The sequence below is a fragment of the Serratia sp. K1WW1 genome, from assembly GCF_055790865.1.
The window spans coordinates 3,384,434-3,410,476 of sequence record NZ_CM147697.1 but is presented as its reverse complement, the minus strand read 5'-3'; the positions used below and the strand labels follow the sequence as shown (position 1 = coordinate 3,410,476).

The window sequence follows — 26,043 nt, the reverse complement described above, 5'->3', positions numbered from 1 at the left end:
AAATTTATTAATCTATATTTAACCACGATAGCCTGTGTCATCAGGTTGTTACCGTCAGGGTTCGCTTGCAAAAAAACAGAACCCGGCTGAGCGTCGTCCTTTGGCAGTTTTTGGCAGTGCGTGAGTCCACCAGAGAATTTCCATACGCAACCTGGTTGCATGAATACACATCGGTGTAAGTTGTTATTGGGAGTTATCATGGGCGAAAAAAAGAGTTTATTACTGGCTTTGCTGGCTGCGGCAACCTTGACCTTGGCTTCTGGTACGCAGGCGGCGGGGACATTGACAGGGCAAGTCGGCATTCAGTTGACGATCGGTAGCGGCTGTACCGTGGGTAACGGCGGCGCGACCGGCGGCACCAACCAATGGGGGACCTTGAACTTTGGCAGTTACTCCGATCTGACCAGCGTCATCAACGGTACGGTGTTTGGTGCCAATGGCTCCAGCGCGGTCACCATCACCTGCAGCAACGGCCTGAGCCCGACCCTGTCGCTCAATGGCGGCCTGGCGGCAACGGGCGGGCTGCGTGCCATGAGTTCCGGCGGCGACACCATTCCTTATCGCCTCTATTCTGATAGTGCGCGTACCACGGAAATCGCCATTAATACGCCGATTGCTTTAACGACGGGCACCACGGCGCAAAACATCCCGATTTATGGCCGCGTATTACCTGGCGACCAACTCAGTACCACCCCAACCGCAGGGACTTACAACGATACCGTAGTGGCCACGCTTTCCTGGTAAGGCTGTTATTCCGTCGGGGGTGAATCAGCCCCTGGCTGGTTTTCTATACGGGAAGGAATGAGCATGGGGATCAGGGTATTGCTGCTGTTGCCAGCGATCTTGTCGCAGTCTTTGCTGCTCAACATTTCCTTAGGCCAGGCGGCGACGATCGGCATTGCGGCCACGTTGCTGCCCGCCTGTGAAGCGGGAACGACGACGTCTGGCAATACCAGCTTTGGCACGATGAATTTCGGCAATTTTGCCGCTGTGAACACTGTGATCAATGCGACCAGCGCCCAGTTGGCGGGCTCAATCCGTGTCAAATGCGTCAGTGGTCTGAGTTATAAAATCTTGCTGGATGGGGGCAGCAGCGGCGTGGTCACGAATCGCAAAATGGTAAATACCACCAATAGCTCGGCTAGCGTGTTGTACAACCTTTACACTAACCAACCCGGGGGGACGATTTGGGATAACACCACCGGGTTGAGTGACACTGGCAACGGAGCCGATCAATGGCACACCGTCTATGGTCGTGTTCCGGCGCAAACCACACCGGCTGCCGGTGTTTATCTGGATACGGTGAATGTCACCGTGTCCTGGTAGCGGGGGGCATTGATGCGCCATCTCTCCTTGATCCTGCTGCCGTTGATGATGTGCGGTGCGCTACGTGCAGCCACGCCAACCACCAAAACCTTTACCGTGACGGCAACCCTGACTAACGGCTGTGCTTTTGGCAGCTCGCTTTCCAGCCCCACTTCCAACCTCGGCACCATCAATTTCGGCACCATGACGACCATTGCCAGTAATGTCGATACCGTGAGCACCGCCGGTGCCGGTTCGGTGGTGGTGACCTGCACGCCGGGAGCGACGGTCAGCATTGCCATGGATTACGGCATCCACGGGGGCAATGCCACCCGACGTTTTATGCAAAACAGCGCCAATAGCGACACGCTGGGTTATCAGCTGTTTCGCGATGCCAACCGTAGTCAGGTCTGGGGCAATGGCGCATTGGTGATGTCTATCCCCAGTTTTCCCAGCACCACACAAACTTACCCGGTTTATGCCCGGTTATACGCCGTGACCACACTGCCTTCGGCAGGCACTTATACCGATACGGTCACCGTAACATTAACTTATTGAATCATCAGGATATGAGCCATGTCGACCTTGTTTACCCGTATTATCAGCGCTGTATTATTGAGTTACACAATGTGTTCTTCAATCACGGCGCAAGCCGCCAGCTCGGTGCTGGTCTGGCCGGTGTATCAAATCATTGAGTCCGATCAGAACGGTTCGGCCTTATGGCTGGAAAACAGAGGGGCAGAACCCGTTTCTCTACAGGTACGGGTGCTGGCGTGGAAACAGGAAAATTTTAACGAGCGCTATGCCGATCAGAATAACGTGGTCGCCAGCCCACCTTTCGCCACCGTACCGCCGGGGCAACGCCAACTGATCAGGCTGATCCGCAATACGCCGGTACCGGCCAATACCGAGCAGGCCTACCGCATTATCGTTGATGAAATCCCGGCACCGATCAACGGCGCTGCCGGGGGGCAAAGTAAGGCGGTGGTCGGGCTGCAGTTACAGATGCGCTATCTGCTGCCGCTGTTTATGGATGGTGGCGGCTTGTGGACCAACGAACGTAGCGATATCAAACGCGATGCTGCCACGGCGACACGCCCAGTGTTGCAATGGAGCACGGTCAATGATGGTGGAAAAACCTATTTGCAGGTCCGTAATAGCGGCATCGTGCATGCACGGCTGAGTAATGTGTTCTGGTCAGAGAAAGGCAACCAACAGCAGGGTGTGAAAACCATGATCGCGGGCTTCATGGGCTACGTCTTGCCTGGGCAGTCGATGCGCTGGCCGGTTCCTGCCGGGGTTAGCCCTGGTGCGCAACTCAATGCGCAAATTGCCGATAACACCAAACCCATCGTCATTCCACGCGGCGAATAGCGGCAGGAAGCGCGACGAATGCCGATCCGAGCCATTACTCGTCCCGGTCATCAGTATCCGCTGTATTGCCGGGGCGGTCTGTGCCTGCTTTGCCTGAGTACCTTCTGCGTTCAGGCGCAGGAGTACTCAGCATTGCCCGATGCCCCGCGTGCGGCACCGGTGATCACCAATGCGATGTTCTACCTGACCCTGGTCGTCAATGGACAGAGCGACGGGCAGGTGGTTCCCGTGACCTATCGAGACAATGCGTATTACGTGGAGGCCGGCGTGCTGGCAAAGAACCACGTGCAGACCAATGGTCAGCAAGGGTTGGTTAAGGTCGAGGAGTTGCCTGGGGTGAAGGTGAAATATGATTCTGCCGCCCAGCAGCTGATTTTTCAGGTACCGGATACCTGGCTGCCAAAACAGGACGTCGGCGGTGGCGACCTGATGAATTACACGTTAGCGCAAAGTAGCACCGGCCTGCTGCTAAACTACGATTCCTATTATACCGATCCCCACGAAGGCTCCAGATCGGTTGCCACCTGGATGGAGCAGCGTTTGTTCAGCAACCTGGGATTTATCAGTAACACCGGGACCTATCGCTACAATATCGACACCGTATCGGGCGAGGGCGGCAGTGCCGTTCAAGACCGCTATCTGCGCTACGATACGTTCTGGCGTTATAGCGATGAACAAGATCTGATCAGCTATCAGCTTGGGGATTTTGTCAGCAACTCGCTGACCTGGAGTAATTCGGCCCGCATGGGGGGATTACGCATCAGCCGTAATTTTGCCCTGCGCCCGGATTTGGTGACCTATCCGCTGCTGCAATATAGCGGAACTGCAGCGGTCCCCAGCACCGTGGATTTATTTCTCAACGGCTTTAAGGCCAGCAGCAATAATCTGAACTCCGGGCCGTTTACCCTCACCAATGTGCCTTACATCAACGGGGCTGGTGAAGCGACGATCGTCACTACCGATGCGGTCGGGCGCCAGGTATCGACCACGGTGCCGTTTTATGTTTCCAACACCCTGTTGCGTAAAAACCTGAGCGACTTTGATGTGTCACTCGGCGCGGTGCGCCAGGATTATGGCATCTCCAACGGCGATTATTCCGACGCTGCTTTCAGCGGGATTTACCGCTACGGGCTGAGTAATTATCTGACGCTTTCCGGGCACAGCGAGGCCACGCAAGGGCTGGCACTCGGCGGGTTAGGGGCCGATATCGCAGTGGGAACCTGGGGGACGCTGAGCCTGTCTGGCAGCCAGAGCAAGGCTAATCATCCGCCGGTGGCGACCAGCGACGTGGTCAACGACCAGATTGTCCGGCCGAATACGCCAGGTATGCCTGACCCCAATCAGGATATTGATAATCCGCTGGGCACGAACGTGACGGACAAAAAAGACGGTAGCCAGTACACACTGGGCTACTCCTATAATTCGACGTTATTTAGCTTTTCGGCACAGCGGGCCTCGCGCACCGTGGGTTATCAGGATCTCACGTCTTACACCAGCAATACCCGCCTGAGCCGCCAATCCGATCAGGCCACCTTCAGCGCTTCGCCATTTGGCTCGAGTAATGGCACCTTGGGCTTGGGCTATTATGACGTGCAGGCCTATGACAACTCCCATACCCGCCTGGTGAACTTCTCTTACAGCCGTGCCCTGTGGGGCCAGAGCAGCATGTTTGTCTCACTCAACAAAACGTTGGGGGATAACGGCTACAGTGCGCAGCTGCAATTCATTATTCCACTAGGCAGTGATGTCAGCCTCAATGCGGGGTTGGCACGTAATAATAATGGGCATTATCAGCAGCAGGTGGGGGCCAGCAAGGCGGCTCCCACGGATGGCGGCCTGGGCTGGAACCTGGCCTACAGCGGTGGTGGCGATGCCTATCAACAGGCCGATGTCACCTGGAAAACCCGCTATGCCACGCTGCAAGGCGGCATCTTCGGCCCACAAGGGGAATACACCAACTGGGCAGACCTGAGCGGCTCAGTGGTGTTCATGGCCAACTCCTGGTTCCTGTCGGACAAGATCAACGACGCGTTTATCGTGGTGGATACCGACAATTACGCCGGGGTTTCGGTGCTGTATGAGAATCAGAAGATGGGCACCACCGACAGCAACGGGCACCTGCTGATCCCGTCGATCAGTTCGTACTATCCGGCCAAGGTCGAGATCGACACGCTGCCGTTACCGGCGGACGTGGTGGCCAACCAGGTCAACAATCGCATTGCCGTTAAGCAAGGCAGCGGGATGGTGGTGAAATTCCCGGTACAAAAAGTCCTTTCGGCCAATATCACGTTGCATGACACCACCGGGCAACCGCTGAAATTGGGCACGTTGGTCACGGAACAAACCACGCAACAAACCACCGTTGTCGGCTATGACGGGCTGGTGTACTTCTCACATTTACAATCCCACGGCCAGTTAAGTATTCAGCAGGACGACCGCTCAATGTGCCGTGTGGATTTCGACCTGAACCCCAATTATCACAGCATTGAACAGGTCGGGCCGCTGGTCTGCCAAGGCAGTGCCGAAGAGAAAAAATCATGATTAGGTTATTACGATGGATGCGAGCAGGATTGGCATTGCTGCTGTTAGTGGGGGTAATGCCATTCGGTTGGGCGGGGTGCACCGCCCCTGCAACCGCGGGCAGCCTGGGCACACAAAATTCCTTTGACGTCAGCACGACTCCGTTAACCACCTCTGTCAGTAGCGGGCTGAAATGTACCGGCTCGCTGCTTAATATTGGCGGTACTAACACCATTAAGGCCACCATCGGTGCGACTTTACATCCAGTTGGCAACCAGCCGCGTTTATACAGTGCGGCAACCGGCCAGTATCTGCCATACAGTCTGTGCAAGGATGGTGGCTGTAGCACCCTCTATAATCAGGGCAGCGTCATTACCTGGACCAGTACTACCGCACTGGATTTGCTAGGCCTGTTTACCGGGCCAAACAGCACGCTGCCGATTTTTATCCGGCCACAAATGAACTCTAATCTGGCTGCTGGCACTTATACTGATACCATTCCGATCCAGTGGGACTGGAGCATCTGCTCGATTGCGCTTGGCCCCATTTGTGTCGCGGACACCGGGAGTATAACGTCCGGCGCCAATATCAGCCTGTCGCTGGTTGTCACCAATTTTTGCTATATCGACAGCGCGCCGAATGTCGGGTTCGGTAGCGCGGCGTTGCCGTCTGGCCTCACTACGATAGTTTCCAATACCATCAGCGTACGTTGCACCCTCAATGCCAGCTATTCGGTCAACCTGACCAGCAGCGTCGCCAGTTCGGGGCAATATCGGCAAATGGCGTCTACGGTAAACGGCACCACCAGCTATATTCAGTATCAGCTGTTCAAGGGGGATAGCACCGTTTGGACCGCCGCCACCAATAGCAACGCGACGGGCACGGGCACCTCGCAATCCTTTCCCTATACCGCCTCGGTTAACCTGTCGCAAAACAACCAGCCAGCGGGGAGCTATAGTGACACTGTAACGGTTACCGTAGCCTATTAAACGTTATTGATGGAAATCCAGTACTCCATCACGCACCAGTTCGCGGGGCAGACTGTTTTTAAGCCGGCTGCCGATCAGTTTGGCCAACCCTAGCGGCTGATGCTGATAAGTGACGATACACTCATTGCTCTGTGGGGGTTGCGAGGGGTAGAGATCGCGGCCATGGAACCATTCCTGGGCCAGTGCTGCATCGAGCTCAAAAGTCTGTGGGTTGCCACTGGCAGCCAAGGCGATCACCGCCTCATGCTGCCAGCGGAACCCTTTTGGGAAGCGTTCCGCCAACTTAAGGCCAATGCGTGAAAAACGCACTTTGCTGACCAAAGGCTCCAGCGCGGCTGGGAACAACCAGATTTCTTTATCCCGCGCCCATAACTTACTGGTTTCATCCCAGACTAAACCCGAGGCTGCGGCAGCCTGCGCCACCAGTGCGGACTCCTGGGCCGAAAGTGGGGCGAAAGGGAACTTGCCCAGCTTATAGCTCGGTTTGGCCAGGGCTGGCACGCTGTGATTTTTACGTAGCCGGGCGACGAAGAAGCCTTCACTGTCATAAATCTGCGGGAATACGTGCAGGAAGCCTTCTGAAGTGAGGGCCAGTTGCGCTTGTGGGAACAGGTCGCCCAGCGGCTCAACGCTGACGGCGTCGCCATAGGTTGCCAACAGTTGATGTATCACCTGTTGATTTTCCTGGGCATTCAGCGTGCAGGTGGAGTAAACCATCACGCCGCCGGGGGCCAGGGCGTGGAAAGCGCTGTCGATCAGTTCCCACTGGGTTTGTGCAATGCTGGCTACGCTTTCTGGTGACCAGTTGCTCATGGCATCCGGATCTTTACGTACCACGCCTTCACCAGAGCAGGGCGCATCCAGCAGGATGGCGTCAAAGCTTTCCGGTAAGGCTGCGCCAAACACCCGGCCGTCGAAATGGGTCAGCGCCGTATTTTTGACACCGCAGCGGCTGATGTTGGCATGCAACACCTTGACCCGGCTGGCCGAATATTCATTGGCGACAATGCCGCCCTGGTTGCCCATCAACGCGGCGATCTGGGTGGTTTTCGAACCCGGCGCTGCGGCGACATCCAGCACCCGGCGCGGGGTTTCACGCCCGGCAAACAGGGCGCTTACCGGCAGCATGGAACTGGCTTCCTGAATGTAGAACAGGCCGCTTAGATGCTCCGCCGCGCTGCCCAGCCGTAATGCTTCGTCCTCACGCTCGATCCAAAAGCCTTCGGGGCACCAGGGGATGGGTTCCAGCCGCCAGTCGTAGTCTTTTACCAGCGCCAGAAAGTCCGCAACGCTGATTTTCAGCGTGTTGACCCGCAGGCTACGCCGCAAGGGTTGTTGGCAAATAGCGATGAAGTCATCCATGGATAAATGGTCAGGCATGATGGCGCGAGTTGCGTCGAGAAAAGCAGGAGGCAAAAAAGCAGGGGCAGGTTTAGCCACAGGGAGCTCTCAGGGCGGAAAAAAATCGAAGGGGCTAGTTTAACATAAACTGCCTGCCTGAGAATACCGGCAAGTTTCGGTCAATGAGATGGATGGCAAAGCAGTAATGGTATGGATTATCTTGGAGGGGAGAGGCAGGGTTCAGAACATTGAACCCTGCCGAGAGCTATCAGTTGTCCCTTGGGATGGCGGTGCCCCATTCGCGCCAATCTTTCGGCTCTTCCGCATTCAGCAGGAAGTGTTTGTTCGGCGTGGCTTTAGGGGCCAACGGAATGCTTGGTGGGGTGGCAAAGGCAATACCGCCGCGAATAAACTGCTGGAAGGTACCGCTCTTGATCACGCCGCCCGTCAGGCCAAACTGCAGGTTATAGCCAGAGGCCAGCCAGAAGACGGTGTTGTTACGCACCAGATGCTGGTATTTCTTGCTGACTCGCAGCGAGACGTGCACGCGATCTGACATCGCCCCTAGATAGAAACCGGTCACGGTACCCACTTCAATGCCACGGAACAAGATCGGCGTGCCAATTTGCAGCGAGCCGGTCTCGGCGGCGTCCAGGATCACGCTCAGGCCATCGAGGTAGCGGGAGTCGGTAATGCTGGCTTCCTGCAGCTCAAAAGTGCGCATTGATCCGCCGTGGCCGGGTTCCACGTTGATATAGGGCTGCAACAGGGAGTCAAGATTATTGACCCCAGCGGCAGAAATCTCCGGAGAAACGATGGCGAAACGGCTGCCGAGACGGGCAAAGGTTTTCACATACTCTGGGTACAATACTGCTTTTGCCAACACTTCGTTACGCTCCGGTGCCAACTTCAGTGATTCAAGCTGGCCGATATCAATGCCCAGATAGCGTATTGGCATGCCAGGGGACAGTTTGCTGGCATCATAGGTGCGTAGCGTGATCTGGCTACCCACGGCGCGAGCGGCGGTTTCTGAGGCGTACAGCACGCGTTTGGCCCCTTTATCCAGCGTTACGCCCTGCAGGTTATCAAAGCTGATAGCGCCTTTCAGCGCGCGGTTGAGCGGGGAAGCCTGCACCGTAAGGCCGCTGCCGTTCAATTGCACCTTGGCACCGCCTTCCGCCCAGAAAATGCTTTCGCTGGTTAACAGCTTGCGGTATTCCGGGCTGATATAAACCTCAACGTCAAACTCGTTGGCCTTGGGCCGTACGTTGACAATCTCACCCACCTGGAACTTGCGGTATAACACCACCGAGCCGGCTTGCACATCTGGCAGGCTGGTGGCGGTAAGCGTCAAGGTGGGCAGTGGGTTGTTGCCGACTATGCCCTCGGCGGCTTTTTCCGCGTTGCTGTACAGCGGATACTGCGCGTCCGGTTCGCCTTTACCCCCAGGGATCAGGCGTACGCCGCCGTCCAGCCACTCCTGGGCGCTGGCACCTAACACCTGCACGCCATCCAGCCCGAATTTGACATCCACACGGCTGTTGACGACGAATTTACTGTCTTTGTGCAGCAAACTGCGGTGCTGTGCTTCGATCGCCGCCGTAAAGGTCACACCGCCGTCGGTTAGAGTACGGGTCAGGATTTGGCCGACCTTGATACCGTGCACGATTAATGGCTGCCCAACGTCGATGCCGTAGCTTTGCGGGGCATTCAAGGTGACCGTCACCACGCCAGGCTGTTGCAGCAGCGTTTTACTGCTGTCCAACACGGTAAAGTGCTGCTGGGGTTCACCTTCACCCGGCACCAATTCCAGGGTGTTGCCGGTTAACAGCTGGCTCAGCTTGGCGTCGTTAAGGCTGATTTTTGGGCTGCGCATCTCAATGCGTGTGCCGCTACGCATCAGATCGACTACCGAAGGATCGATGGTGAGTTCGCCGGTTACCTTGCTATCCTGCTGCAGAGCCAGGCGAGTCAAGGTGCCGACCTGCAATCCTTGATACATCAGCGGGGTGTGCCCCTCGCTCAGGCTGTTGCCGTCGGGCAGGTCCAGCGAGATGTTCACCCCACGTTGACTGTGGGCCAGGTCCGGATACAGCGTAAAGTTTTGATCGGCCTTGGCCTGCTTGCCGTCGAGCGGGGAGTCAAAGGCTATCGCACCGTTTACCAGCGCGGCCAGGCTTTCCATCTGCACGCTGGCGCCGGACAGGCTGAAATCGCCTTTAAAACCGGAAACGTTCCAGAAGCGGGTGTTGTCCTTCACCAGATTGGCAAAGCGGCGGTCGATCAGCACGTCGATGATCACGCCCTTGTTACCCGGCGAAATAGTGTAGTCATACACTTTACCGACCGGGATCTTGCGATAATAGACCAGTGAGCCGGTGTTCAGGGAACCGAGGTCGTCTGCTTGCAGGTGGATCATCAGCTCGCCGGTATTCAGGCGGTATTTCGGCTGCGTATCCAGCGCGGTGAAGTGGGTTTGTGGTTTTCCACGGCCCGGCATCATGCCGATGTAGTTACCACCGACCAGCGCATCCAGGCCGGAAACCCCGGCCAATGAGGCTTTGGGCGTGACTAGCCAGAATTGCGTGCCTTCCCGCAGTGAGTCTTCCAAATCGCTCTTGATGCTGGCTTCAACCACGATACTACGCAGATCCTTGCTCAGCGAAATGCTTTGCACGGTACCCACTTCCACACCCTGGTAACGTACCGGCGTGCGGCCAGCGACAATACCTGCCGCAGACTGGAAGTCTATGGTGACGCTATTGCCGCTCTCCTGGTAATTGGTATAGACCAGCCACCCGGCAATCAGCAGGGCAATAAACGGCAGTAACCAGAATGGCGAGATACGGCGCTTGTTTTTGACCCGCGCCTCAGTCGGCGTATTCGGCGTTTCTTGTTGCATGTGCATCCCAAATCAATCGGCTGTCCAGCCACTGTACGGCAAGGATAGTTAAAATAACCGCAGACCCAAAGTAAAAAGCCGCTGGTCCCATAGTAAAAGAAAACAGTTGGTCGCGATTGATCAGCGACATCATCAACGAGATCACGAACAGATCGAGCATCGACCAGCGGCCAACCCAAGTGACCAGCCGGAGCAGCCGGATGCGGGTTTTGAGGCTGTGCGACGTTTTGAAATGAATGCTGAACAGCAGCACCAGCAGTACGATCACCTTGGTAAAGGGCACCAGGACGCTGGCGATAAATACGATGGCGGCGATCGGCATGTTGCCCGAGTTGGCCAGCGAAACGACGCCGCTGAAAATGGTATCTTCCATACGCGCGCCGTTGGCATAAACCACCGAGATCGGCAGCAGGTTGGCGGGGATCAGCAGCACGATGGCGGCAATCAGCGCGGCCCAGGTTTTTTGCAGGCTGTAAGGCTGGCGATGGCGCATCGGCACATGACAGCGGGGGCAGCGGCCACGCTCATCCTGAAAGCCGGTAAAATGGCAGGCCAGGCAGACGTGTAACGCCTCTGGTTTGCCCTCTGGCTGTTCCTGCGGATAGTAGCGTTCCCACATCTGCTCCAGGTTCATGTGGATCAGCGTCAGCAGGCTGAGCAGGGTCAATGCCAGATAGGCAATCAGGGCGCTGCCGGGTTCAATATCTGCATATTCCTTGACCTTGATCGCCGCGACCACCATGCCGATCAGGTAAATATCGAGCATGACCCACTCTTTCAGACGCTCCAGCATCAGCAGCACTGGCCGCAGGTTCATGCCGAGGGCATGGCCAAACCACAGGTACAGCAATGACAGTGATAGCGTCAGCGGCGCGCCGATGGTGCAGAAGGCGACCATGCTGGCGGTAAACGGATCGCCCTGGCTGCTCATTTGCCAGATGCCTTCCAACAGGCTAGCGTTAATCTTCGTGCCGAGCAGGCGAATGCTGATCAACGGCTCGCTAAAGGCAAAGGGCATCAGTAACAGCATGGTGACGGCTACGGCGGTCAGGCGGGTCATTGACCAGTCGCGGCCATTCACCACTTTGGCGTTGCAACGTGGGCAATAGGCGGCCTGATTGCGGGTTAACGGCGGCAACGTGAACAGCAAATCGCATTCACAACAGCGTTGGTGGCGAGCCTTGGAGAGCGGGCCGGTAATGGCGAGTATCTTCATCATGAGTGCTGTTTGGCGACCTGAGGTCTACTTAGCGTAGCTTGAAAACCAACCCGTCAACGCCATCAACCGGTAAAAAGGGATTAGCATCGCAGGTTACAAATGATTTTTAGACGGCAAACATACCCTGTTGTACCGTGTTTTGTGAAGCAACAGATGATTAACCTTGTGGCTATACGCATTTAATGCTTATTTTATACGGGTTAAGTCTGGGCTATTTGAGTATCTGAACGGTTAATCATGACTAAAGAATCATTCTACGCGGAATTAAAACGCGATTTGAGCGCATTGCTGGATGGGGAAGATAATTTTATCGCCGCATTGTCTAACGCCAGTGCGCTACTCAATGAGCGTCTTGATGACGTAAACTGGGTCGGTTTTTACCTGATGGCAGGCCATCAACTGGTGTTAGGTCCGTTCCAAGGCAAGATTGCCTGCGTGCGGATCCCGTTGGGTAAGGGCGTGTGCGGTACGGCAGCGGCGCAGAATCAGGTGCAGCGCGTTGGCGATGTTCATGCATTTCCTGGACATATCGCCTGCGATGCCGCCAGCAACGCGGAAATTGTGTTGCCGTTAGACGTCAGTGGTCAGGTCATCGGTGTTCTGGATATCGACAGCACAGTTTATCAACGCTTCGATGAACAGGACGAAATCGGCCTGAAAGCAGTGGTGGCGGGGCTTTGCGCACGGCTGGCACAGAGCAATTTTGCGAAATATGTCACTGTAGCGGCAAGTTGATCTACGGTTAACGTGGCATTTAGCGATGGCGTCATTATAATGACGCCTGTTCATGCCTGCGGCTTGTTGGCAACCCGTTGTAATCAGGAAATTTCATGGAAAATCAACACAAGTTGAACACAGTTAAAGAAGTCATTGCTTTTCTTGCCGAGCGTTTCCCGCTCTGCTTTAGCGCCGAAGGCGAAGCACGCCCGCTGAAAATCGGTATTTTTCAGGATCTGGTAGAACGTGTACAAGGGGAAGAGAACCTCAGCAAAACGCAGCTGCGTTCAGCTTTGCGCCTGTATACCTCAAGCTGGCGTTACCTGTACGGTGTCAAAGTTGGCGCCCAGCGTGTAGACCTGGACGGTAACCCGTGCGGTGAGCTGGAACAGCAGCATGTCGATCATGCTCGCCAGCAGCTTGAAGAAGCCAAAGCGCGCGTTCAGGCACAGCGTGCCGAACAGAATGCCAAAAAACGTGAAGCTGCTGGTGAGTCTGCCACTGCCGAGCCTCGTCGTCCGCGTCCTGCCGGCAAAAAGCCAGCCGTACGTCGTGAAGGCGGAGCCGCAGCAGAGAACCGCAAGCCGCGCCCACAACAAGCACGCCCACAGCAAGCTCGTGAACCTCGTGTAGCCAAAGAGGCCAGCCAGCCGCGTCATGTGCCAGTCACAGACATCTCAAAACTGCAAATTGGCCAGGAAATCAAAGTCAGAGCAGGTCAGAGCGCGATGGACGCAACCGTACTCGAAATCGCCAAAGATGGCGTTCGTGTACAGCTCTCCTCCGGTCTGGCGATGATTGTGCGCGCAGAACACTTGCAGTTCTGATACGGAGGCCAACCAAGGCATGAACAAATTTGTCAGATTAACCGCAGTTGCGGCTTTGCTGTGGGCGGGTGTCAGTTACGGAGTGGATACAGCCAACATCCGCATCGATCAACTGCCCAAGCTTGAGCAGGAAGCTGAACATGCAACCGTGAGTGAGCGCGTAACATCGCGCTTCACTCGCTCTCATTATCGCCAGTTTGCTCTGGATGCGGATTTTTCAGGCAAGATCTTCGATCGCTACCTGAATATGCTGGACTACAGCCACAATGTGCTGCTGGCCTCCGACGTCGCGCAATTTGCCGACAAACGCAGCACGCTGGGTGAAGAGCTGAAATCCGGCAAACTGGTTACGCCTTATGCGCTGTTCAATCTGGCGCAAAAACGCCGCTTTGAGCGCTATCAGTATGCGCTATCGTTGCTCGACAAGCCGATGAACTTCACCGGCAACGACACCATTGACGTAGACCGCAGCAAAGCGCCGTGGCCGAAAGACAAGGCTGAATTGGACCGTCTGTGGGATGCCAAGGTCAAATACGATCAGTTGAACCTGAAGCTGACCGGCAAAACGGATAAAGAGATCCGTGACACACTGACCAAGCGTTATCAGTTTGCGATCAAACGTCTGACGCAAAGCAACAGCGAAGACGTGTTCTCGCTGATCATGACCGCGTTTGCCCACGAAATCGATCCGCATACCAACTACCTGTCTCCACGCAATACCGAACAGTTCAATACCGAGATGAGTCTCTCGCTGGAAGGGATTGGTGCCGTGTTGCAGATGGATGATGATTACACCGTGATCAACTCCATGGTGGCAGGCGGCCCGGCAGCCAAGAGCAAGGCGATCGCCGTGGGTGACCGTATTGTCGGCGTTGGCCAGGCAGGCAAACCGATGGTGGACGTGATCGGCTGGCGTCTTGACGACGTCGTCTCGCAGATCAAAGGGCCGAAGGGCAGCAAGGTTCGCCTGGAGATCCTGCCGGCAGGTAAAGGCACCAAAACCCGGATAGTTACGCTGACTCGTGAGCGTATCCGCCTGGAAGATCGCGCAGTTAAAATGACTATCAAGACCGTCGGCAAGCAAAAGGTCGCGGTGATGGACATCCCTGGCTTCTACGTCGGCCTGACCGATGACGTCAAAGTCCAGCTACAAAAGATGGCCAAGCAAAACGTCGACAGTCTGATTATCGATCTGCGTGGTAACGGCGGCGGGGCATTGACCGAGGCGGTATCGCTTTCTGGTCTGTTTATCCCAAGTGGCCCGGTTGTTCAGGTGCGTGATAACAACGGCAAGATCCGCGAAGATGCGGACAACGACGGCGTTGTCTACTACAAAGGCCCGCTGGTGGTGCTGGTTGACCGATTCAGCGCCTCGGCCTCCGAGATCTTTGCTGCGGCAATGCAAGACTATGGCCGTGCGCTGATCGTGGGCGAGCCTACCTTTGGTAAAGGCACGGTACAGCAGTACCGTTCACTGAACCGGATTTACGATCAGATGCTGCGCCCTGAATGGCCTGCACTGGGTTCTGTCCAGTACACCATCCAGAAGTTCTACCGCGTTGACGGTGGCAGCACCCAGCGTAAAGGTGTCACGCCAGATATTCTGATGCCAACGGGGATCGATCCGGCAGAAACCGGCGAGAGCTTCGAAGATAACGCCATGCCGTGGGATAGCGTCAATGCAGCTGCCTACACCAAAACCGGTGATTTGAAGCCGTTTGAACCGCAACTGCTGAAAGACCATGCGCAGCGTATCGCCAAGGATCCAGAGTTCCAATACATCGCGCAGGATATTGCCCATTACAAGGCGTTGAAAGACAAGCGCAACATCGTTTCTCTTAATCTGGCTACCCGTGAGAAAGAGAACCATGACGATGATGCAACGCGCCTGAACCGTATCAATGAGCGTCTGGAGCGTGAGGGTAAGAAACCGCTGAAGTCCCTGGAAGATCTGCCAAAGGACTACAAGGAACCGGATCCGTATCTGGATGAAACGGTCAAGATCGCACTGGATCTGGCCAATAACGAAAAGCAGCAGCCATCGCAACAGACGGCCGCCGCCAAGTAAGTTATTTGCGGGTTTAACGCTATCGAGCGTACCTTCGGGTGCGCTTTTTTTTTCTCCATACCTGCACTAAAATTTCTGTTGAGGTCTCCACTCTGGGCTCAGAGATCGTTTACACTTTGTAAAACCCTTGTTTCTTCGTGACTTTGTAAAGTTACGTATTTTTAGTGGCTTAATGGCCTGCCAATCTTGAAATTGTGACCAATGCCCATAAGATCTGGGTATCTAATGATGAGGAAGTAAACATTCTATGATGCGTATAGCTTTGTTCCTGCTCACCAACCTGGCGGTGATGTTGGTTTTCGGGCTGGTGCTTAGCCTGACAGGGATCCAATCCAGTAGCGTTCAGGGCCTGATGATCATGGCCGGTCTGTTCGGTTTTGGCGGTGCGTTTGTTTCACTGCTGATGTCCAAATGGATGGCGCTGCGCTCCGTCGGTGGGGAAGTGATTGAACAGCCGCGTAACGAAACCGAACGCTGGCTGTTGGACACGGTGCGTCGCCAATCGCAGCAGGCGGGTATCGCCATGCCGCAGGTGGCCATCTACCAGGCTCCGGACATCAACGCCTTTGCGACCGGCGCACGCCGCGATGCATCGCTGGTGGCGGTCAGTACCGGCCTGCTGCAAAGCATGAGCCGTGATGAGGCGGAAGCGGTGATCGCCCACGAAATCAGCCACGTTGCCAATGGCGACATGGTGACCATGACGCTGATCCAGGGTGTGGTGAACACCTTCGTGATCTTCGTGTCGCGCCTGATTGCTCAGGTGGCCGCCGGTTTCCTTGGCAACCGTGATGGGGAAGGCGAAGGTAACGGCAACCCGATGATCTACTTCGGCGTGTCGATGGTGTTGGAACTGGTATTTGGTATTCTGGCCAGCATTATCACCATGTGGTTCTCACGTCATCGTGAATTCCACGCCGACGCGGGTTCAGCCAAACTGGTCGGCCGCGAGAAGATGATCGCTGCGCTGCAACGGTTGAAAACCAGCTATGAACCGCAGGAAGCGGGCACCCTGATGGCTTTCTGCATCAACGGCAAATCCAAGTCGTTCAGCGAGCTGTTTATGTCACACCCGCCGTTGGACAAACGTATCGAAGCGTTGCGTTCCGGCCAGTATCTGAAATAACCCTGCATCAAACGAAAACCCCGGCTTGCCGGGGTTTTTGCTATTCAAATGGGCGCCACAGATAACACGCATGCTACGTCCGATAAGCTATTTGCCAGGTTCAGCGAGATTCGCACGGGGTTGAGTGATACGCAGGCAACTCACTACGGCAGCGACGCTGGCGAAGATCCCCGCCAACACCAACGAAGCGTGTGTGCCGCTGGTGGGGAACAGGTTGAACATCAGGGCCACCAGCGCCGCGCCAGAGGTTTGCCCCAATAAGCGCGCAGTGCCCAACATGCCACTGGCTCCGCCGCTGCGGTGGCGTGGGGCGGCAGAAATAATGGTGTGGTTGTTGGGCGACTGGAATAACCCAAAGCCCGCACCGCACAGCACCATGCGCCAGATGATATCCAGATCCGTCGGGTTATGTGGCAACAGCGCCAGCAGGAACAAGCCGAGCGCGAAGGTCGCCAAACCAATCCCTCCCAGTAACCCTGCATGAACACGCTCCACCAGGCGGCCTGCAATCGGCGCCATCACGATAATGGCCAACGGCCAGGGTGTTAACAGCAAACCCGTCGCCACCTCGTCACGGCCCAGAGAGGCCTGCAGGAAGAAAGGTAACGACACCATGGCCAGCATCTGGGCGGCAAAAGAACAAATCGAGGTGCCCATCGACAGCGCAAAAATAGGGATGCGCAGCAGATCCACCGGAAGTAAAGGGGATGTCTGCCGCAACTGACGGCGCACAAAGAAGTAACCAATCACCAGCAACGCCGTGATTTCAGCGGCAATCAGCAGCAGGCTTTGGCCTTGGGCAAAACCGCTGATGGCGGTGATCAGTAGACCAAATGTCAGGGCATTCATCACCGCGCTGGTAGGGTCAAAGCGCTGATTGCTGCTTTTCTGGCTGTTAGCCGGCAAAAATTTCATCCCCAGCATCAGTGCGACGATGCCGATCGGCAGATTGATGGCAAATAGCCACTGCCAGGAGGCCACGGATAAAATGGCGGCGGCGACCGTAGGCCCGGCGGCGGAAGAGAAGGCTACGATCAACGAGTTTATGCCGATGCCACGGCCAAGAAAGCGTTGCGGATAGATAATGCGGATCAGGGCGGTATTGACGCTCATAATCGCTGCGGCACCAAATCCTTGTAGCACGCGGGCAATCGTCAAGGTGAATAGTGAATCGGACAGGGCGCAGAATAATGAGGTAATACTGAATACCAGCAGACCAGCCTGATAGATACGGCGATAGCCAATCAGATCGCCTAAGGAAGCCAGCGATAGCAGCGAGATGGTGATCGCCAACTGATAGGCATTGACCACCCAGATCGAGCTGGCCGGGCTGGCGTTAAGATCGCGGGCGATGGTCGGCAAGGCCACGTTGGCGATCGCCCCGTCAAGCACTGAAACGGTAATGCCCAGCGCAATGGCCAGGATCGCTCCGTAGCGTTGCGGGACCGGTAAGCCGTCGGAATTAGCAAGCGTTGTCATGGAGGTAGTTATTAAACAGGGGGAATATTACAATGCTAATCATATTTCCCGCCGAATGCACCCGCCGTTTCTGTGCTAAATGTAAAAGTAGTGGGATGTCTGCCGCTAATCCCACCAATAATGGCGAATATTGCGCAACTTCCATTGCATGGGGTGAAATGTTCCGATTATACTGAAACTCTTGTTCAAATTTCCTAAAACAAAAATAGTTAAGTTAAGGTATTAACCATGGCTAACGCAGATCTAGACAAACAACCGGATTCCGTTTCATCAGTGCTGAAAGTGTTTGGCATCCTGCAGGCACTGGGTGATGAGCGCGAGATCGGCATTACCGAGCTTTCACAGCGGGTAATGATGTCCAAAAGTACCGTTTACCGTTTCCTGCAAACCATGAAGTCGTTGGGTTATGTCTCACAGGAAGGGGAGTCGGAGAAATATTCGCTGACCCTCAAGCTGTTTGAACTGGGTGCCAAATCGCTGCAAAACGTCGATTTGATCCGCAGTGCAGACATCCAGATGCGTGAACTGTCTAACCAGACGCGTGAGACCATCCACCTGGGGGCGCTGGATGAAGACAGCATCGTCTATATCCACAAAATCGACTCCATGTATAACCTGCGTATGTATTCACGCATCGGCCGCCGCAACCCGCTGCACAGTACCGCGATTGGTAAAGTCCTGTTAGCCTGGCGCGATCGCGGCGAAGTGGAAGAAATCCTGTCCCACATCGAGTTTACCCGCAGTACTCCGCACACCATCGCCAGCACTGCAGAGTTACTGCCGCTGTTGGATAAGGTACGTGAGCAGGGGTTTGGCGAAGATATTGAAGAACAGGAAGAAGGCTTGCGCTGCATCGCGGTGCCAGTGTTTGACCGTTTTGGCGTGGTGATCGCGGGCTTGAGCATCTCTTTCCCGACCATCCGCTTCTCTGAAGAAGGCAAAGAGGGCTACGTGGCGCAGTTGCACACCGCCGCTCGTCTGATTTCAGCGCAAATGGGTTATCACGACTACCCGTTTTAAGCTTACCGTAGTTGTAGGGGGCCGAACATAGCTTCGCCCCTACGCTTTCTCGCCCAGCCTTCGTTATCTCCCCTCGGTTTATAAAATCCCACAGCTCTGCTAAGCGCCTATCTCGTACTCTTTGAACAAGTGACGTGGAACACCGGCAATGGCTGGACGAATAGCAAAGAGGTCCCCAGAATCAGGGTGTTCAGCCAGTTCTGAAGCCGTCATGGCAAAGCGCGCCGTGGTGATGAATAAGGTTTCCAGACCTTCCCCGCCAAAGCAGCAACTTGTGGGGCGCGGCACGGGCATGGCGACGCGCTCGCTCAGGCTGCCGTTACGGTCGTAGCGCAGCAAACATCCTCCGTTGAACATACAGACCCACAGCCCTCCGGCACGATCCAGGGCGATACCATCGGGACGTCCCAGTTCGGCTGGGGTTTCGGCGAAGCGCCTCACGGCCCCCAGTTCCCCGTTGGGAGTGTATGCGGCCCGAAATATTGAACGTGCGATGGAATCGACAAAGAACAGCGTGTGGCCATCTTCCGACCAGGCCAGGCCATTAGGCAGTGCGATATTCCTCTGGATCGCTTGGGCGTTAAGTTCACTGTCATAGCGGTACAGCGCTCCGGCCTCACGGTTCGGCCCCTCGTGCATCAGGCCGGTGATAAAGCGTCCTTGCGGATCGCAGGCCCCATCGTTGAACCGATAGCTGGCTTGGTTATGGACTGCGCTGGAGTGCGTGCGGACCACTCCTTGTTTGGGATCAAGAATGGCAACCCGCGTGTCTTCGGTGAAGATCAGATTGCCTCTATCCGTGAGGGCCAGAGCACCGATGCGCGCCGTTGATTGATAGACGGTTGCCACCCGTGCTTGCGGGGTCATCACGTTAATCTTGCCACCAGAGATATCGACGAAGTACAAAAGGCTGTTGTCTTTATCCCAGACTGGACTTTCGCCAAGGTCGGCGCGGACTTCGGCGATCTTGTGCAGACGACCCCCGTCACGCATCGCCAAACTCCTTGATGCGTTGCCAATTGTGGGCGACGTCTTCCACGCTGGCACACTCAATGCGTGCCAGATCCGTAGGATAGGTTACGCCTGGGTTTTCACAAAAGCGGGTGGCGGTGAACTGGCCGTTGCTGGCGCGCAGGATCACGCCCGTGTCTTGGCATAACGAGCTGGCCAGATACAGCAAGCCTGGCACCACCCACTCGGGCTTGAGGTCTGTGGGAGGCTGCGTGATCCCCCACATGCGGGTCTTGGCTACCGGAGAGATGGCGTTGACCAGGATACCGTCCGGATTTCCTTCCATGCTCAGGGCATTCATGATGCCGACTTGGGCCATCTTGCCAGCGGCGTAGGCCGTCAGGCCTGGCTGCGCGTAGCGTTGATACATGGCACGATCAGAGGTCGTCAACACGATCCGAGGTGATGGGGAACGCTTGAGATGCACCCAGGCGTGCTTGCTCAACCAGATCGGCGTACGTACGTTGATGCCAAGGGAACGCTCAAGGAATTCCTCTTCCAGTTTCTCAATGGGCTGATAGCCGACCCAACCAGCGTTATGGATCAGGATATCCAGCGCGCCGAATTGCTCGATGGCCAGCGCCACGAGTTGCTGGCAACCCATCTCGTTATCCAGGCGCCCGTTGTGGGTGATGAACGATCCAGGGTCGGCCTGCAAGTCATGAACCGCCTCGCTCATTACGTCTGGGTCAGCACCATCGCCGGTCAGGCCGGTACCCAGGTCGCTAACGATCACCTTTGCACCACGCTCCAAGAGGGCTTTGGCGTAAGCGTTGCCAAGCCCGCGGCCAGCACCGGTGACGATAGCTACCTTGTCTTTGAAAAGCTCGTCTAAGCGTCGATCTGTCATCATGTACCTCCGTTTGGCAATGGCACGATGATGGAGTGACCGCTCCTGAGTGTAAAATATCTTATTTGTACCGAAACAAGACTTATCAGGTTTCAATCAAGGGTGCCGATGCCATGGCATCTCGCACCTCATCGATCAGTTTGTCGCGAATGAGGCATGGCTTGTGCGGGTTCCAAGCCATCAGCAATTCCACATGACGCAGTGCGTCTGGTGCATTGACCTGGATTGGCCGGAATACCACGTCTTTGCGACCCTCCTGCGCCAGCGACGCGGGCAACAGTGCGACGCCGAAGCCGCTGGCCACCAAGGCAACCAGAGTGTGCAACTGCCGCGCCTGTTGGGCAATGCGTGGCATGAACCCCGCCGCTGCGCAAAGCTGAACCAGTTGGTCATGGAAGCCCTGGCCCAGGTGCCGTGGTGACGATACGAAGGCGTCATCGCGCAGTGCGGTCAGTGGAATGATTTCGTGGCACGCGAGAGGGTGTTTAGTTGGCAGAGCGATCACGATGGGTTCGCGCAGAATGCACTCGAAGTGCAGCTGCGGAGCTGTCCTTCCCGGTGGCCTCATGAAACCGAGTTCGGCGCGGCCATGTTCCAGAGCCTCGGCCTGTTCTTGAGTCGTGGCCTCACGCATCGTGAAGGAGATGGCGGGGAATGCAGAGCGGAAGCGCTGCAATGCGCCTAGCAATGCGTTATAGGGGGCGATATTGATGAAGGTTAACGTGAGATGGCCTTCGATGCCTTGCGCTACTCGCATGGTTTGTTCGACGCCTTCATCAAGCAGGCGCAACACCTTTCTTGCCGTTGCCAGAAAGTCGGTTCCGGCAGGCGTGAGCGACACGCTGCGATTGGTGCGTTCAAACAGGGGAGCGCCGATCTCATGCTCCAGCCGACGAATAGCCTGACTCAACGGGGGCTGCGCCATATGCAGCCGTTGCGCTGCGCGATTGAAGTGTAATTCCTCGGCGACGGCGACGAACTGATGTAGCAGGCGGGTTTCAATCATAATGAGTTCCACAGATCCTATTCGCTACACAGTAATACTAATGAGATATCATTGGCAGTCCTGGCGAAAAAAAACCGGCGCCTGGGCGCCGGTTCAGTTGCAAATCAGTCTAGGGTTTACCGGTGAGCCAGTTCCGCTTCGTCTTCGCTGTCCATAATGGCTTTGTCGGTCTGCTTCATCAGTTGGCTGGTGACGGTACCTGCGGTCATCGAACCACTAACGTTCAGCGCAGTGCGGCCCATGTCGATCAACGGTTCAACCGAAATCAGCAGGGCGACCAGGGTCACCGGCAGGCCCATCGCTGGCAGTACAATCAGTGCAGCGAAGGTTGCACCACCGCCCACACCGGCAACGCCGGCTGAACTGACGGTAACAATGCCGACCAGCGTTGCAATCCACAGTGGATCCAGCGGGTTGATGCCCACGGTTGGCGCAACCATCACCGCCAGCATTGCTGGGTACAGGCCTGCACAACCGTTCTGACCAATGGTGGCACCAAAGGAAGCTGAGAAGCTGGCAATAGACTCTGGTACGCCCAGACGGCGAGTTTGTGCTTCGACGTTCAGCGGGATGCTGGCAGCGCTGGAACGGCTGGTGAAGGCAAAGGTCAGCACCGGCCACGCCTTGCGGAAGAATTTCAGCGGATTAACGCCGGTGAAGCTCAGCAGCAGGCCGTGGACCACGAACATGATAGCCAGACCAAGGTAAGAGGCAACCACAAAGCTGCCCAGCTTGATAATGTCGTGGATATTGGAGCCTGCAACGACCTTGGTCATCAACGCCAGTACGCCGTAAGGCGTCAGCTTCATCACCAGACGGACCAGCTTCATCACCCAGGCTTGTAGGGTATCGATAGCTACCAGCACGCGCTGGCCTTTCGGTTGGTCATCTTTAAGCAGTTGCAGCGAAGCCACACCCAGGAAGGCAGCGAAAATCACCACGCTGATGATTGACGTTGGGTTAGCCCCGGTCAGATCGGCAAACGGGTTTTTCGGCACAAATGACAGGATCAGTTGCGGTACGCTGAGATCGGCCACTTTACCGGCGTAGTTGGTTTCGATCGCCGACAAACGAGCCGTTTCTTGTGTGCCCTGGACCAGACCCTCTGCGGTCAGCCCAAACAGGTTGGTGACCAATACGCCCACCAGTGCGGCAATCAGCGTGGTAAACAGTAGGGTACCAATGGTCAGGAAGCTGATTTTGCCCAGCGAGGAAGCGTTGTGCAACTTGGCTACCGCGCTCAGGATAGAGGCGAAAACCAGCGGCATCACGATCATTTGCAGCAGTTGTACATAGCCGTTACCGACGATGTTAAACCAGCCGATAGACGCTTTCAGTACCGGGTTGTCCGAGCCGTAAACCAGTTGCAGTGCCAAACCGAACACCACACCAAGTACCAGACCGACCAGCACTTTTTTAGCCAGACTCCATTGCTTATGACGGGTTTGCGCCAACAGCAAAAGGAGGGCGGCAAAAACCAGCACGTTTAATACGAGCGGTAGATTCATCCCCAATGTCTCCAATCTTGTTTTTTTATAATCAAAGGTGCCAAGCACCGATGTAATGCGATGTAAATATCGTAACAGTTTGCGATGAAGCGCACTTATATCTAAAAAGAATTTAATATAACTTTTGTCTTGAAATCGTCGATGTAATGAGCGAAAAGGCGGGAAAATAGACGATTTTTTGTGATCACAGTCGGATATTTTTTATTTGCTCAAAATACGACTGCACGGGAAAGGTGTAATCCCCTTGCCAGTAGATGGCGAAAGCCACCAAAACGATACACAGTACCCGCTCCAGCTGGTTGCCTTTTTGTGAGTTCAATATTGGCAGGCAGAAACGCCAGCGGCAGGGCCAAAGCAACGGCACGCCGGCAGGGGTGAGCATATCGGCCAGCAGGTGGCTGAAATAACCGATTATCATGGCGTGCAACACGTCTGCGGGGATGGGCCAACCGCGCGGCACTTCTAGCTGAAATAGCCACATACCGCCGACGATCGCCAGCAGGCTATGGGTGAAACCGCGGTGACCAAAGGCGCGAGATATCGGGATGGCTATCCAGCGCAGGCGCTGGCCCAGGATGGATTTAGGGTGATCGATATCGGGTAGCAGTGACGTCAGTAGCGCGGCGGGAATGATGTGCCACCAATCGCCAGCGGCGAGCACAGGTGTCACCTCCGCTTTCTTGGCAAAGATCGCGCAGGCAACAGAGAATATGAGATGTCCTTCCGCGGTCATGTTGCTATATTCCGGCCAATAAACTGTTAATTTATCCAGTATATGGGAATTTTTACAGTTACGGAAGCGGTTACCCTGTAACGAGTTGTTAATTTAACGCCGTTTTACAAAGGGTTGAAACGGTGTTTATGACGGGCGAGGTATACAGGAAGACTGGTAATGTAGGGGCGCTGCTAATGCTGCGCCCGCTCAAATTCGGAGGAAGGATATGTTTGCTGTGGAGATCAGCGAGCTAGCCAGCCACCGTCTACCGCGAGCGTGTAGCCATTAACGTAGTCGGACGCTGCCGAGGCAAGGAAGACGATCGGGCCCATCAAGTCATCCGGCGTGCCCCAGCGCCCTGCGGGGATGCGCTCAAGGATCTGCTGGTTGCGGTCTTCATCGGTACGTAGTTGCTGGGTGTTGTTGGTGGCCATATAGCCCGGCGCAATTGCGTTAACGTTAATCTGGTATTGTGCCCACTCGTTGGCCAATAGCCGGGTGATGCCGAGTACCGCGCTTTTCGACGCGGTGTAAGACGGTACGCGAATGCCGCCCTGGAAAGAAAGCATCGAAGCAATATTGATAATTTTACCGCCGCTGCCCTGGCTGATGAACTGTTTGGCCACCGCCTGTGCCATAAAGAACAGGGTCTTGATATTGACGTCCATCACCTCATCCCAGTCTTGTTCACTGAAATTCAGGGCGTCTTCACGGCGGATAATTCCTGCGTTGTTCACCAGGATATCGATTCTGCCAAACGCCTCAACGGCGGTGGCTAGCAGAGAAGGGATGGTGTCGATATTGCCGAGATCGGCGTTCAGATTCAGGAATCGACGCCCAGTCTGGGTGACTTTGCTCATGGTCTCGAGGGGCTGACTGCGGTTCACGCCGATAATGTCGCAACCGGCCTGCGCCAACCCAATCGCAATGCCTTGCCCCAGGCCGGTATTACAGCCGGTGATCAGCGCCACTTTGCCCGTTAAGTCGAAGGAATTCAGAATCATAGCTTTGCTCTCTTGCCGTGAGGGAAGAAAGCACCGGGCTTTCGATGGCAACCGCGTGGCAGTGACAGTGTCACCTAATTGCCCGGTGTTTTCTTTATGCGACTAGCATAATTTGAATGGTGTCTTAATTCAATAAAAATGAAATGGTGTTTTATTTATTTTGCGAGTGCAGGGGGAGGGAAAAGGCACCGGCGGGGCCGATGCCGTCAAGATCAGGCCAGATGGGTGGCAGTCAACTGTTCGAGGCTTTGCAGTTTAAGGTCGGCCAAGGCCCAGCGCGGATCCTGGCTGTATTCGTGCGCAGGGATCACGATCGATTTCATACGCGCCGCTTTGGTGGCAATCATACCGTTGAAGGAGTCTTCCAGAGTAATGCAGTGCTGTGGATCGCTGCCCAGGCGTTCGGCGGCGATCAAATAGACTTCCGGGTGCGGTTTGCTGTACGGCAGGTATTCGGCTGAAACCAACTGATCGAAATAGCTCTCCAGATCGAACATCTTCAGCACCTGCTGCTGCATATGTAACGGAGAGGCGGAGGCCAGCCCAATATTTAAATCCAGGCTACGGCACAGTTCCAGTGCCTGCTGCACCCCAGGCAGCAACGGGCGCTTTTCCCGTACCAATTCTATGGCCCGCTCGATAATGCGGCCAGCCACCTCCTCCTGAGAAGGCCCTTGCCACGGCATGGCCTGGAACCACATTCGTACCACCAGATCGATGCGTAAACCCAGCGTATCCGGCAGTTTGTGACGATCTGACAGATCCAGCCCCAATGAGCTGAATATATCCATTTCTGCCTGTAACCACAGCGGTTCAGAGTCGATCAATAGACCGTCCATATCAAAAATTGCGGTTGCTATGCGTTGCGAATAAGCCATTAACAATTAACTCCTGCAGCACCAGTAAAAGAAAATGTTTTCGCCACTCTATCATTTTTGTTCAGGCACCTGCACCCTTCGGGCCCGGGGTGTTTTCCCAAAGTACAGGATCTCTCTGGAACTGGGGGGAAGATAAAGAAAACGGTGGGCGAGTTTCATTAACTACAGGTAGACTTAGCGCAAC

22 protein-coding genes are annotated in these 26,043 nt (G+C 55.5%); 11 read left to right on the top strand and 11 right to left on the bottom strand.

What is annotated here, in order from left to right; all coding sequences use genetic code 11:
• The first annotated feature begins 198 nt into the window (after window positions 1-198).
• From ACX9GU_RS15420 to ACX9GU_RS15395, 6 genes are all read left to right on the top strand, one after another.
• On the top strand, window positions 199-744 hold the full coding sequence (locus ACX9GU_RS15420) for a Csu type fimbrial protein (protein WP_473192119.1): 546 nt from the start codon (window positions 199-201) through the stop codon (window positions 742-744).
• Between the two features lie 63 nt (window positions 745-807).
• A complete protein-coding gene (locus ACX9GU_RS15415) occupies window positions 808-1,326 on the top strand; it encodes a Csu type fimbrial protein (protein ID WP_473192118.1) in 519 nt (172 codons plus the stop codon).
• 12 nt (window positions 1,327-1,338) lie between these two features.
• Window positions 1,339-1,863 (top strand): Csu type fimbrial protein, encoded by a 525-nt coding sequence (locus ACX9GU_RS15410; RefSeq protein WP_473192117.1) that lies wholly within the window; start codon window positions 1,339-1,341, stop codon window positions 1,861-1,863.
• 18 nt (window positions 1,864-1,881) lie between these two features.
• Window positions 1,882-2,679 carry a fimbrial biogenesis chaperone gene (locus ACX9GU_RS15405; RefSeq protein WP_473192116.1) on the top strand — a complete coding sequence of 266 codons (798 nt, stop codon included), beginning with the start codon at window positions 1,882-1,884 and terminating at the stop codon, window positions 2,677-2,679.
• Between the two features lie 18 nt (window positions 2,680-2,697).
• Entirely contained in the window at window positions 2,698-5,220 is a 2,523-nt protein-coding gene (locus ACX9GU_RS15400) for a fimbria/pilus outer membrane usher protein (RefSeq protein ID WP_473192115.1), read from the top strand.
• Window positions 5,217-6,188: a Csu type fimbrial protein gene (locus ACX9GU_RS15395; RefSeq protein WP_473192114.1), complete on the top strand. Its 972-nt coding sequence runs from the start codon at window positions 5,217-5,219 to the stop codon at window positions 6,186-6,188. The genes ACX9GU_RS15400 and ACX9GU_RS15395 overlap by 4 nt, the downstream gene beginning before the upstream one ends.
• Before the next feature lie 3 nt (window positions 6,189-6,191).
• Here ACX9GU_RS15395 and rsmF read toward each other — a convergent pair whose 3' ends face one another.
• From rsmF to yebS, 3 genes are all read right to left on the bottom strand, one after another.
• Complete coding sequence (gene rsmF, locus ACX9GU_RS15390) at window positions 6,192-7,628, bottom strand: 16S rRNA (cytosine(1407)-C(5))-methyltransferase RsmF (protein WP_473192113.1); 1,437 nt, start codon at window positions 7,626-7,628, stop codon at window positions 6,192-6,194.
• Window positions 7,629-7,797: 169 nt separating this feature from the next.
• Window positions 7,798-10,431, bottom strand: coding sequence for a PqiB family protein (locus tag ACX9GU_RS15385; protein ID WP_473192112.1), 2,634 nt, complete (start codon window positions 10,429-10,431; stop codon window positions 7,798-7,800).
• The gene (gene yebS, locus ACX9GU_RS15380; RefSeq protein ID WP_473195195.1) at window positions 10,400-11,647 is read right to left on the bottom strand and encodes a membrane integrity lipid transport subunit YebS; all 1,248 of its coding nucleotides are present in this window, start codon (window positions 11,645-11,647) and stop codon (window positions 10,400-10,402) included. The genes ACX9GU_RS15385 and yebS overlap by 32 nt, the downstream gene beginning before the upstream one ends.
• 240 nt (window positions 11,648-11,887) lie before the next feature.
• Here yebS and ACX9GU_RS15375 point away from each other — a divergent pair, with 240 nt between their 5' ends.
• From ACX9GU_RS15375 to htpX, 4 genes are all read left to right on the top strand, one after another.
• A complete protein-coding gene (locus tag ACX9GU_RS15375; protein ID WP_473192111.1) occupies window positions 11,888-12,385 on the top strand; it encodes a GAF domain-containing protein in 498 nt (165 codons plus the stop codon).
• Window positions 12,386-12,480: 95 nt separating this feature from the next.
• Window positions 12,481-13,194, top strand: a complete 714-nt coding sequence (gene proQ / locus ACX9GU_RS15370; RefSeq protein ID WP_021804621.1) for an RNA chaperone ProQ — start codon at window positions 12,481-12,483, stop codon at window positions 13,192-13,194.
• A gap of 19 nt (window positions 13,195-13,213) precedes the next feature.
• On the top strand, window positions 13,214-15,262 hold the full coding sequence (prc, locus tag ACX9GU_RS15365) for a carboxy terminal-processing peptidase (protein ID WP_473192110.1): 2,049 nt from the start codon (window positions 13,214-13,216) through the stop codon (window positions 15,260-15,262).
• Window positions 15,263-15,509: 247 nt separating this feature from the next.
• Window positions 15,510-16,388 carry a protease HtpX gene (gene htpX, locus ACX9GU_RS15360; protein WP_021178212.1) on the top strand — a complete coding sequence of 293 codons (879 nt, stop codon included), beginning with the start codon at window positions 15,510-15,512 and terminating at the stop codon, window positions 16,386-16,388.
• Between the two features lie 87 nt (window positions 16,389-16,475).
• Here htpX and ACX9GU_RS15355 read toward each other — a convergent pair whose 3' ends face one another.
• Entirely contained in the window at window positions 16,476-17,867 is a 1,392-nt protein-coding gene (locus tag ACX9GU_RS15355) for an MFS transporter (RefSeq protein WP_473192109.1), read from the bottom strand.
• A gap of 228 nt (window positions 17,868-18,095) precedes the next feature.
• On the opposite strand from ACX9GU_RS15355, the gene kdgR reads away from it, so the two are divergent.
• On the top strand, window positions 18,096-18,887 hold the full coding sequence (gene kdgR / locus ACX9GU_RS15350) for a DNA-binding transcriptional regulator KdgR (protein ID WP_059200604.1): 792 nt from the start codon (window positions 18,096-18,098) through the stop codon (window positions 18,885-18,887).
• A 99-nt stretch (window positions 18,888-18,986) separates the two neighbouring features.
• Here the strand turns inward: kdgR and ACX9GU_RS15345 are convergent, their stop codons facing one another.
• The 7 genes from ACX9GU_RS15345 to hxpB all read right to left on the bottom strand — a co-directional run bounded on the left by ACX9GU_RS15345 (window position 18,987) and on the right by hxpB (window position 25,859).
• Complete coding sequence (locus tag ACX9GU_RS15345) at window positions 18,987-19,880, bottom strand: SMP-30/gluconolactonase/LRE family protein (RefSeq protein WP_473192108.1); 894 nt, start codon at window positions 19,878-19,880, stop codon at window positions 18,987-18,989.
• Window positions 19,873-20,751: an SDR family NAD(P)-dependent oxidoreductase gene (locus ACX9GU_RS15340; RefSeq protein WP_473192107.1), complete on the bottom strand. Its 879-nt coding sequence runs from the start codon at window positions 20,749-20,751 to the stop codon at window positions 19,873-19,875. The genes ACX9GU_RS15345 and ACX9GU_RS15340 overlap by 8 nt, the downstream gene beginning before the upstream one ends.
• Before the next feature lie 82 nt (window positions 20,752-20,833).
• Entirely contained in the window at window positions 20,834-21,754 is a 921-nt protein-coding gene (locus tag ACX9GU_RS15335; RefSeq protein WP_473192106.1) for a LysR family transcriptional regulator, read from the bottom strand.
• Window positions 21,755-21,870: 116 nt separating this feature from the next.
• The gene (locus tag ACX9GU_RS15330) at window positions 21,871-23,262 is read right to left on the bottom strand and encodes an L-cystine transporter (RefSeq protein ID WP_473192105.1); all 1,392 of its coding nucleotides are present in this window, start codon (window positions 23,260-23,262) and stop codon (window positions 21,871-21,873) included.
• A gap of 184 nt (window positions 23,263-23,446) precedes the next feature.
• On the bottom strand, window positions 23,447-23,995 hold the full coding sequence (locus ACX9GU_RS15325; protein ID WP_021804614.1) for a metal-dependent hydrolase: 549 nt from the start codon (window positions 23,993-23,995) through the stop codon (window positions 23,447-23,449).
• Between the two features lie 224 nt (window positions 23,996-24,219).
• Window positions 24,220-24,981 carry a 2-dehydro-3-deoxy-D-gluconate 5-dehydrogenase KduD gene (kduD, locus tag ACX9GU_RS15320; protein WP_473192104.1) on the bottom strand — a complete coding sequence of 254 codons (762 nt, stop codon included), beginning with the start codon at window positions 24,979-24,981 and terminating at the stop codon, window positions 24,220-24,222.
• A gap of 212 nt (window positions 24,982-25,193) precedes the next feature.
• Entirely contained in the window at window positions 25,194-25,859 is a 666-nt protein-coding gene (hxpB, locus tag ACX9GU_RS15315) for a hexitol phosphatase HxpB (RefSeq protein WP_473192103.1), read from the bottom strand.
• Window positions 25,860-26,043 lie beyond the last annotated feature (184 nt).

Excerpts from the sequence above, each read along its gene's own strand:
- kduD (WP_473192104.1), bottom strand. The coding sequence starts at position 24,981 with ATGATTCTGAATTCCTTCGACTTAACGGGCAAAGTGGCGCTGATCACC.
- htpX (WP_021178212.1), top strand. The coding sequence starts at position 15,510 with ATGATGCGTATAGCTTTGTTCCTGCTCACCAACCTGGCGGTGATGTTG.
- ACX9GU_RS15335 (WP_473192106.1), bottom strand. The coding sequence starts at position 21,754 with ATGATTGAAACCCGCCTGCTACATCAGTTCGTCGCCGTCGCCGAGGAA.
- ACX9GU_RS15340 (WP_473192107.1), bottom strand. The coding sequence starts at position 20,751 with ATGATGACAGATCGACGCTTAGACGAGCTTTTCAAAGACAAGGTAGCT.
- ACX9GU_RS15355 (WP_473192109.1), bottom strand. The coding sequence starts at position 17,867 with ATGACAACGCTTGCTAATTCCGACGGCTTACCGGTCCCGCAACGCTAC.
- ACX9GU_RS15400 (WP_473192115.1), top strand. The coding sequence starts at position 2,698 with ATGCCGATCCGAGCCATTACTCGTCCCGGTCATCAGTATCCGCTGTAT.
- ACX9GU_RS15375 (WP_473192111.1), top strand. The coding sequence starts at position 11,888 with ATGACTAAAGAATCATTCTACGCGGAATTAAAACGCGATTTGAGCGCA.
- prc (WP_473192110.1), top strand. The coding sequence starts at position 13,214 with ATGAACAAATTTGTCAGATTAACCGCAGTTGCGGCTTTGCTGTGGGCG.
- proQ (WP_021804621.1), top strand. The coding sequence starts at position 12,481 with ATGGAAAATCAACACAAGTTGAACACAGTTAAAGAAGTCATTGCTTTT.
- ACX9GU_RS15405 (WP_473192116.1), top strand. The coding sequence starts at position 1,882 with ATGTCGACCTTGTTTACCCGTATTATCAGCGCTGTATTATTGAGTTAC.
- ACX9GU_RS15410 (WP_473192117.1), top strand. The coding sequence starts at position 1,339 with ATGCGCCATCTCTCCTTGATCCTGCTGCCGTTGATGATGTGCGGTGCG.
- yebS (WP_473195195.1), bottom strand. The coding sequence starts at position 11,647 with ATGAAGATACTCGCCATTACCGGCCCGCTCTCCAAGGCTCGCCACCAA.
- ACX9GU_RS15395 (WP_473192114.1), top strand. The coding sequence starts at position 5,217 with ATGATTAGGTTATTACGATGGATGCGAGCAGGATTGGCATTGCTGCTG.
- ACX9GU_RS15330 (WP_473192105.1), bottom strand. The coding sequence starts at position 23,262 with ATGAATCTACCGCTCGTATTAAACGTGCTGGTTTTTGCCGCCCTCCTT.
- kdgR (WP_059200604.1), top strand. The coding sequence starts at position 18,096 with ATGGCTAACGCAGATCTAGACAAACAACCGGATTCCGTTTCATCAGTG.
- ACX9GU_RS15415 (WP_473192118.1), top strand. The coding sequence starts at position 808 with ATGGGGATCAGGGTATTGCTGCTGTTGCCAGCGATCTTGTCGCAGTCT.
- ACX9GU_RS15325 (WP_021804614.1), bottom strand. The coding sequence starts at position 23,995 with ATGACCGCGGAAGGACATCTCATATTCTCTGTTGCCTGCGCGATCTTT.
- ACX9GU_RS15385 (WP_473192112.1), bottom strand. The coding sequence starts at position 10,431 with ATGCAACAAGAAACGCCGAATACGCCGACTGAGGCGCGGGTCAAAAAC.
- hxpB (WP_473192103.1), bottom strand. The coding sequence starts at position 25,859 with ATGGCTTATTCGCAACGCATAGCAACCGCAATTTTTGATATGGACGGT.
- ACX9GU_RS15420 (WP_473192119.1), top strand. The coding sequence starts at position 199 with ATGGGCGAAAAAAAGAGTTTATTACTGGCTTTGCTGGCTGCGGCAACC.
- ACX9GU_RS15345 (WP_473192108.1), bottom strand. The coding sequence starts at position 19,880 with ATGCGTGACGGGGGTCGTCTGCACAAGATCGCCGAAGTCCGCGCCGAC.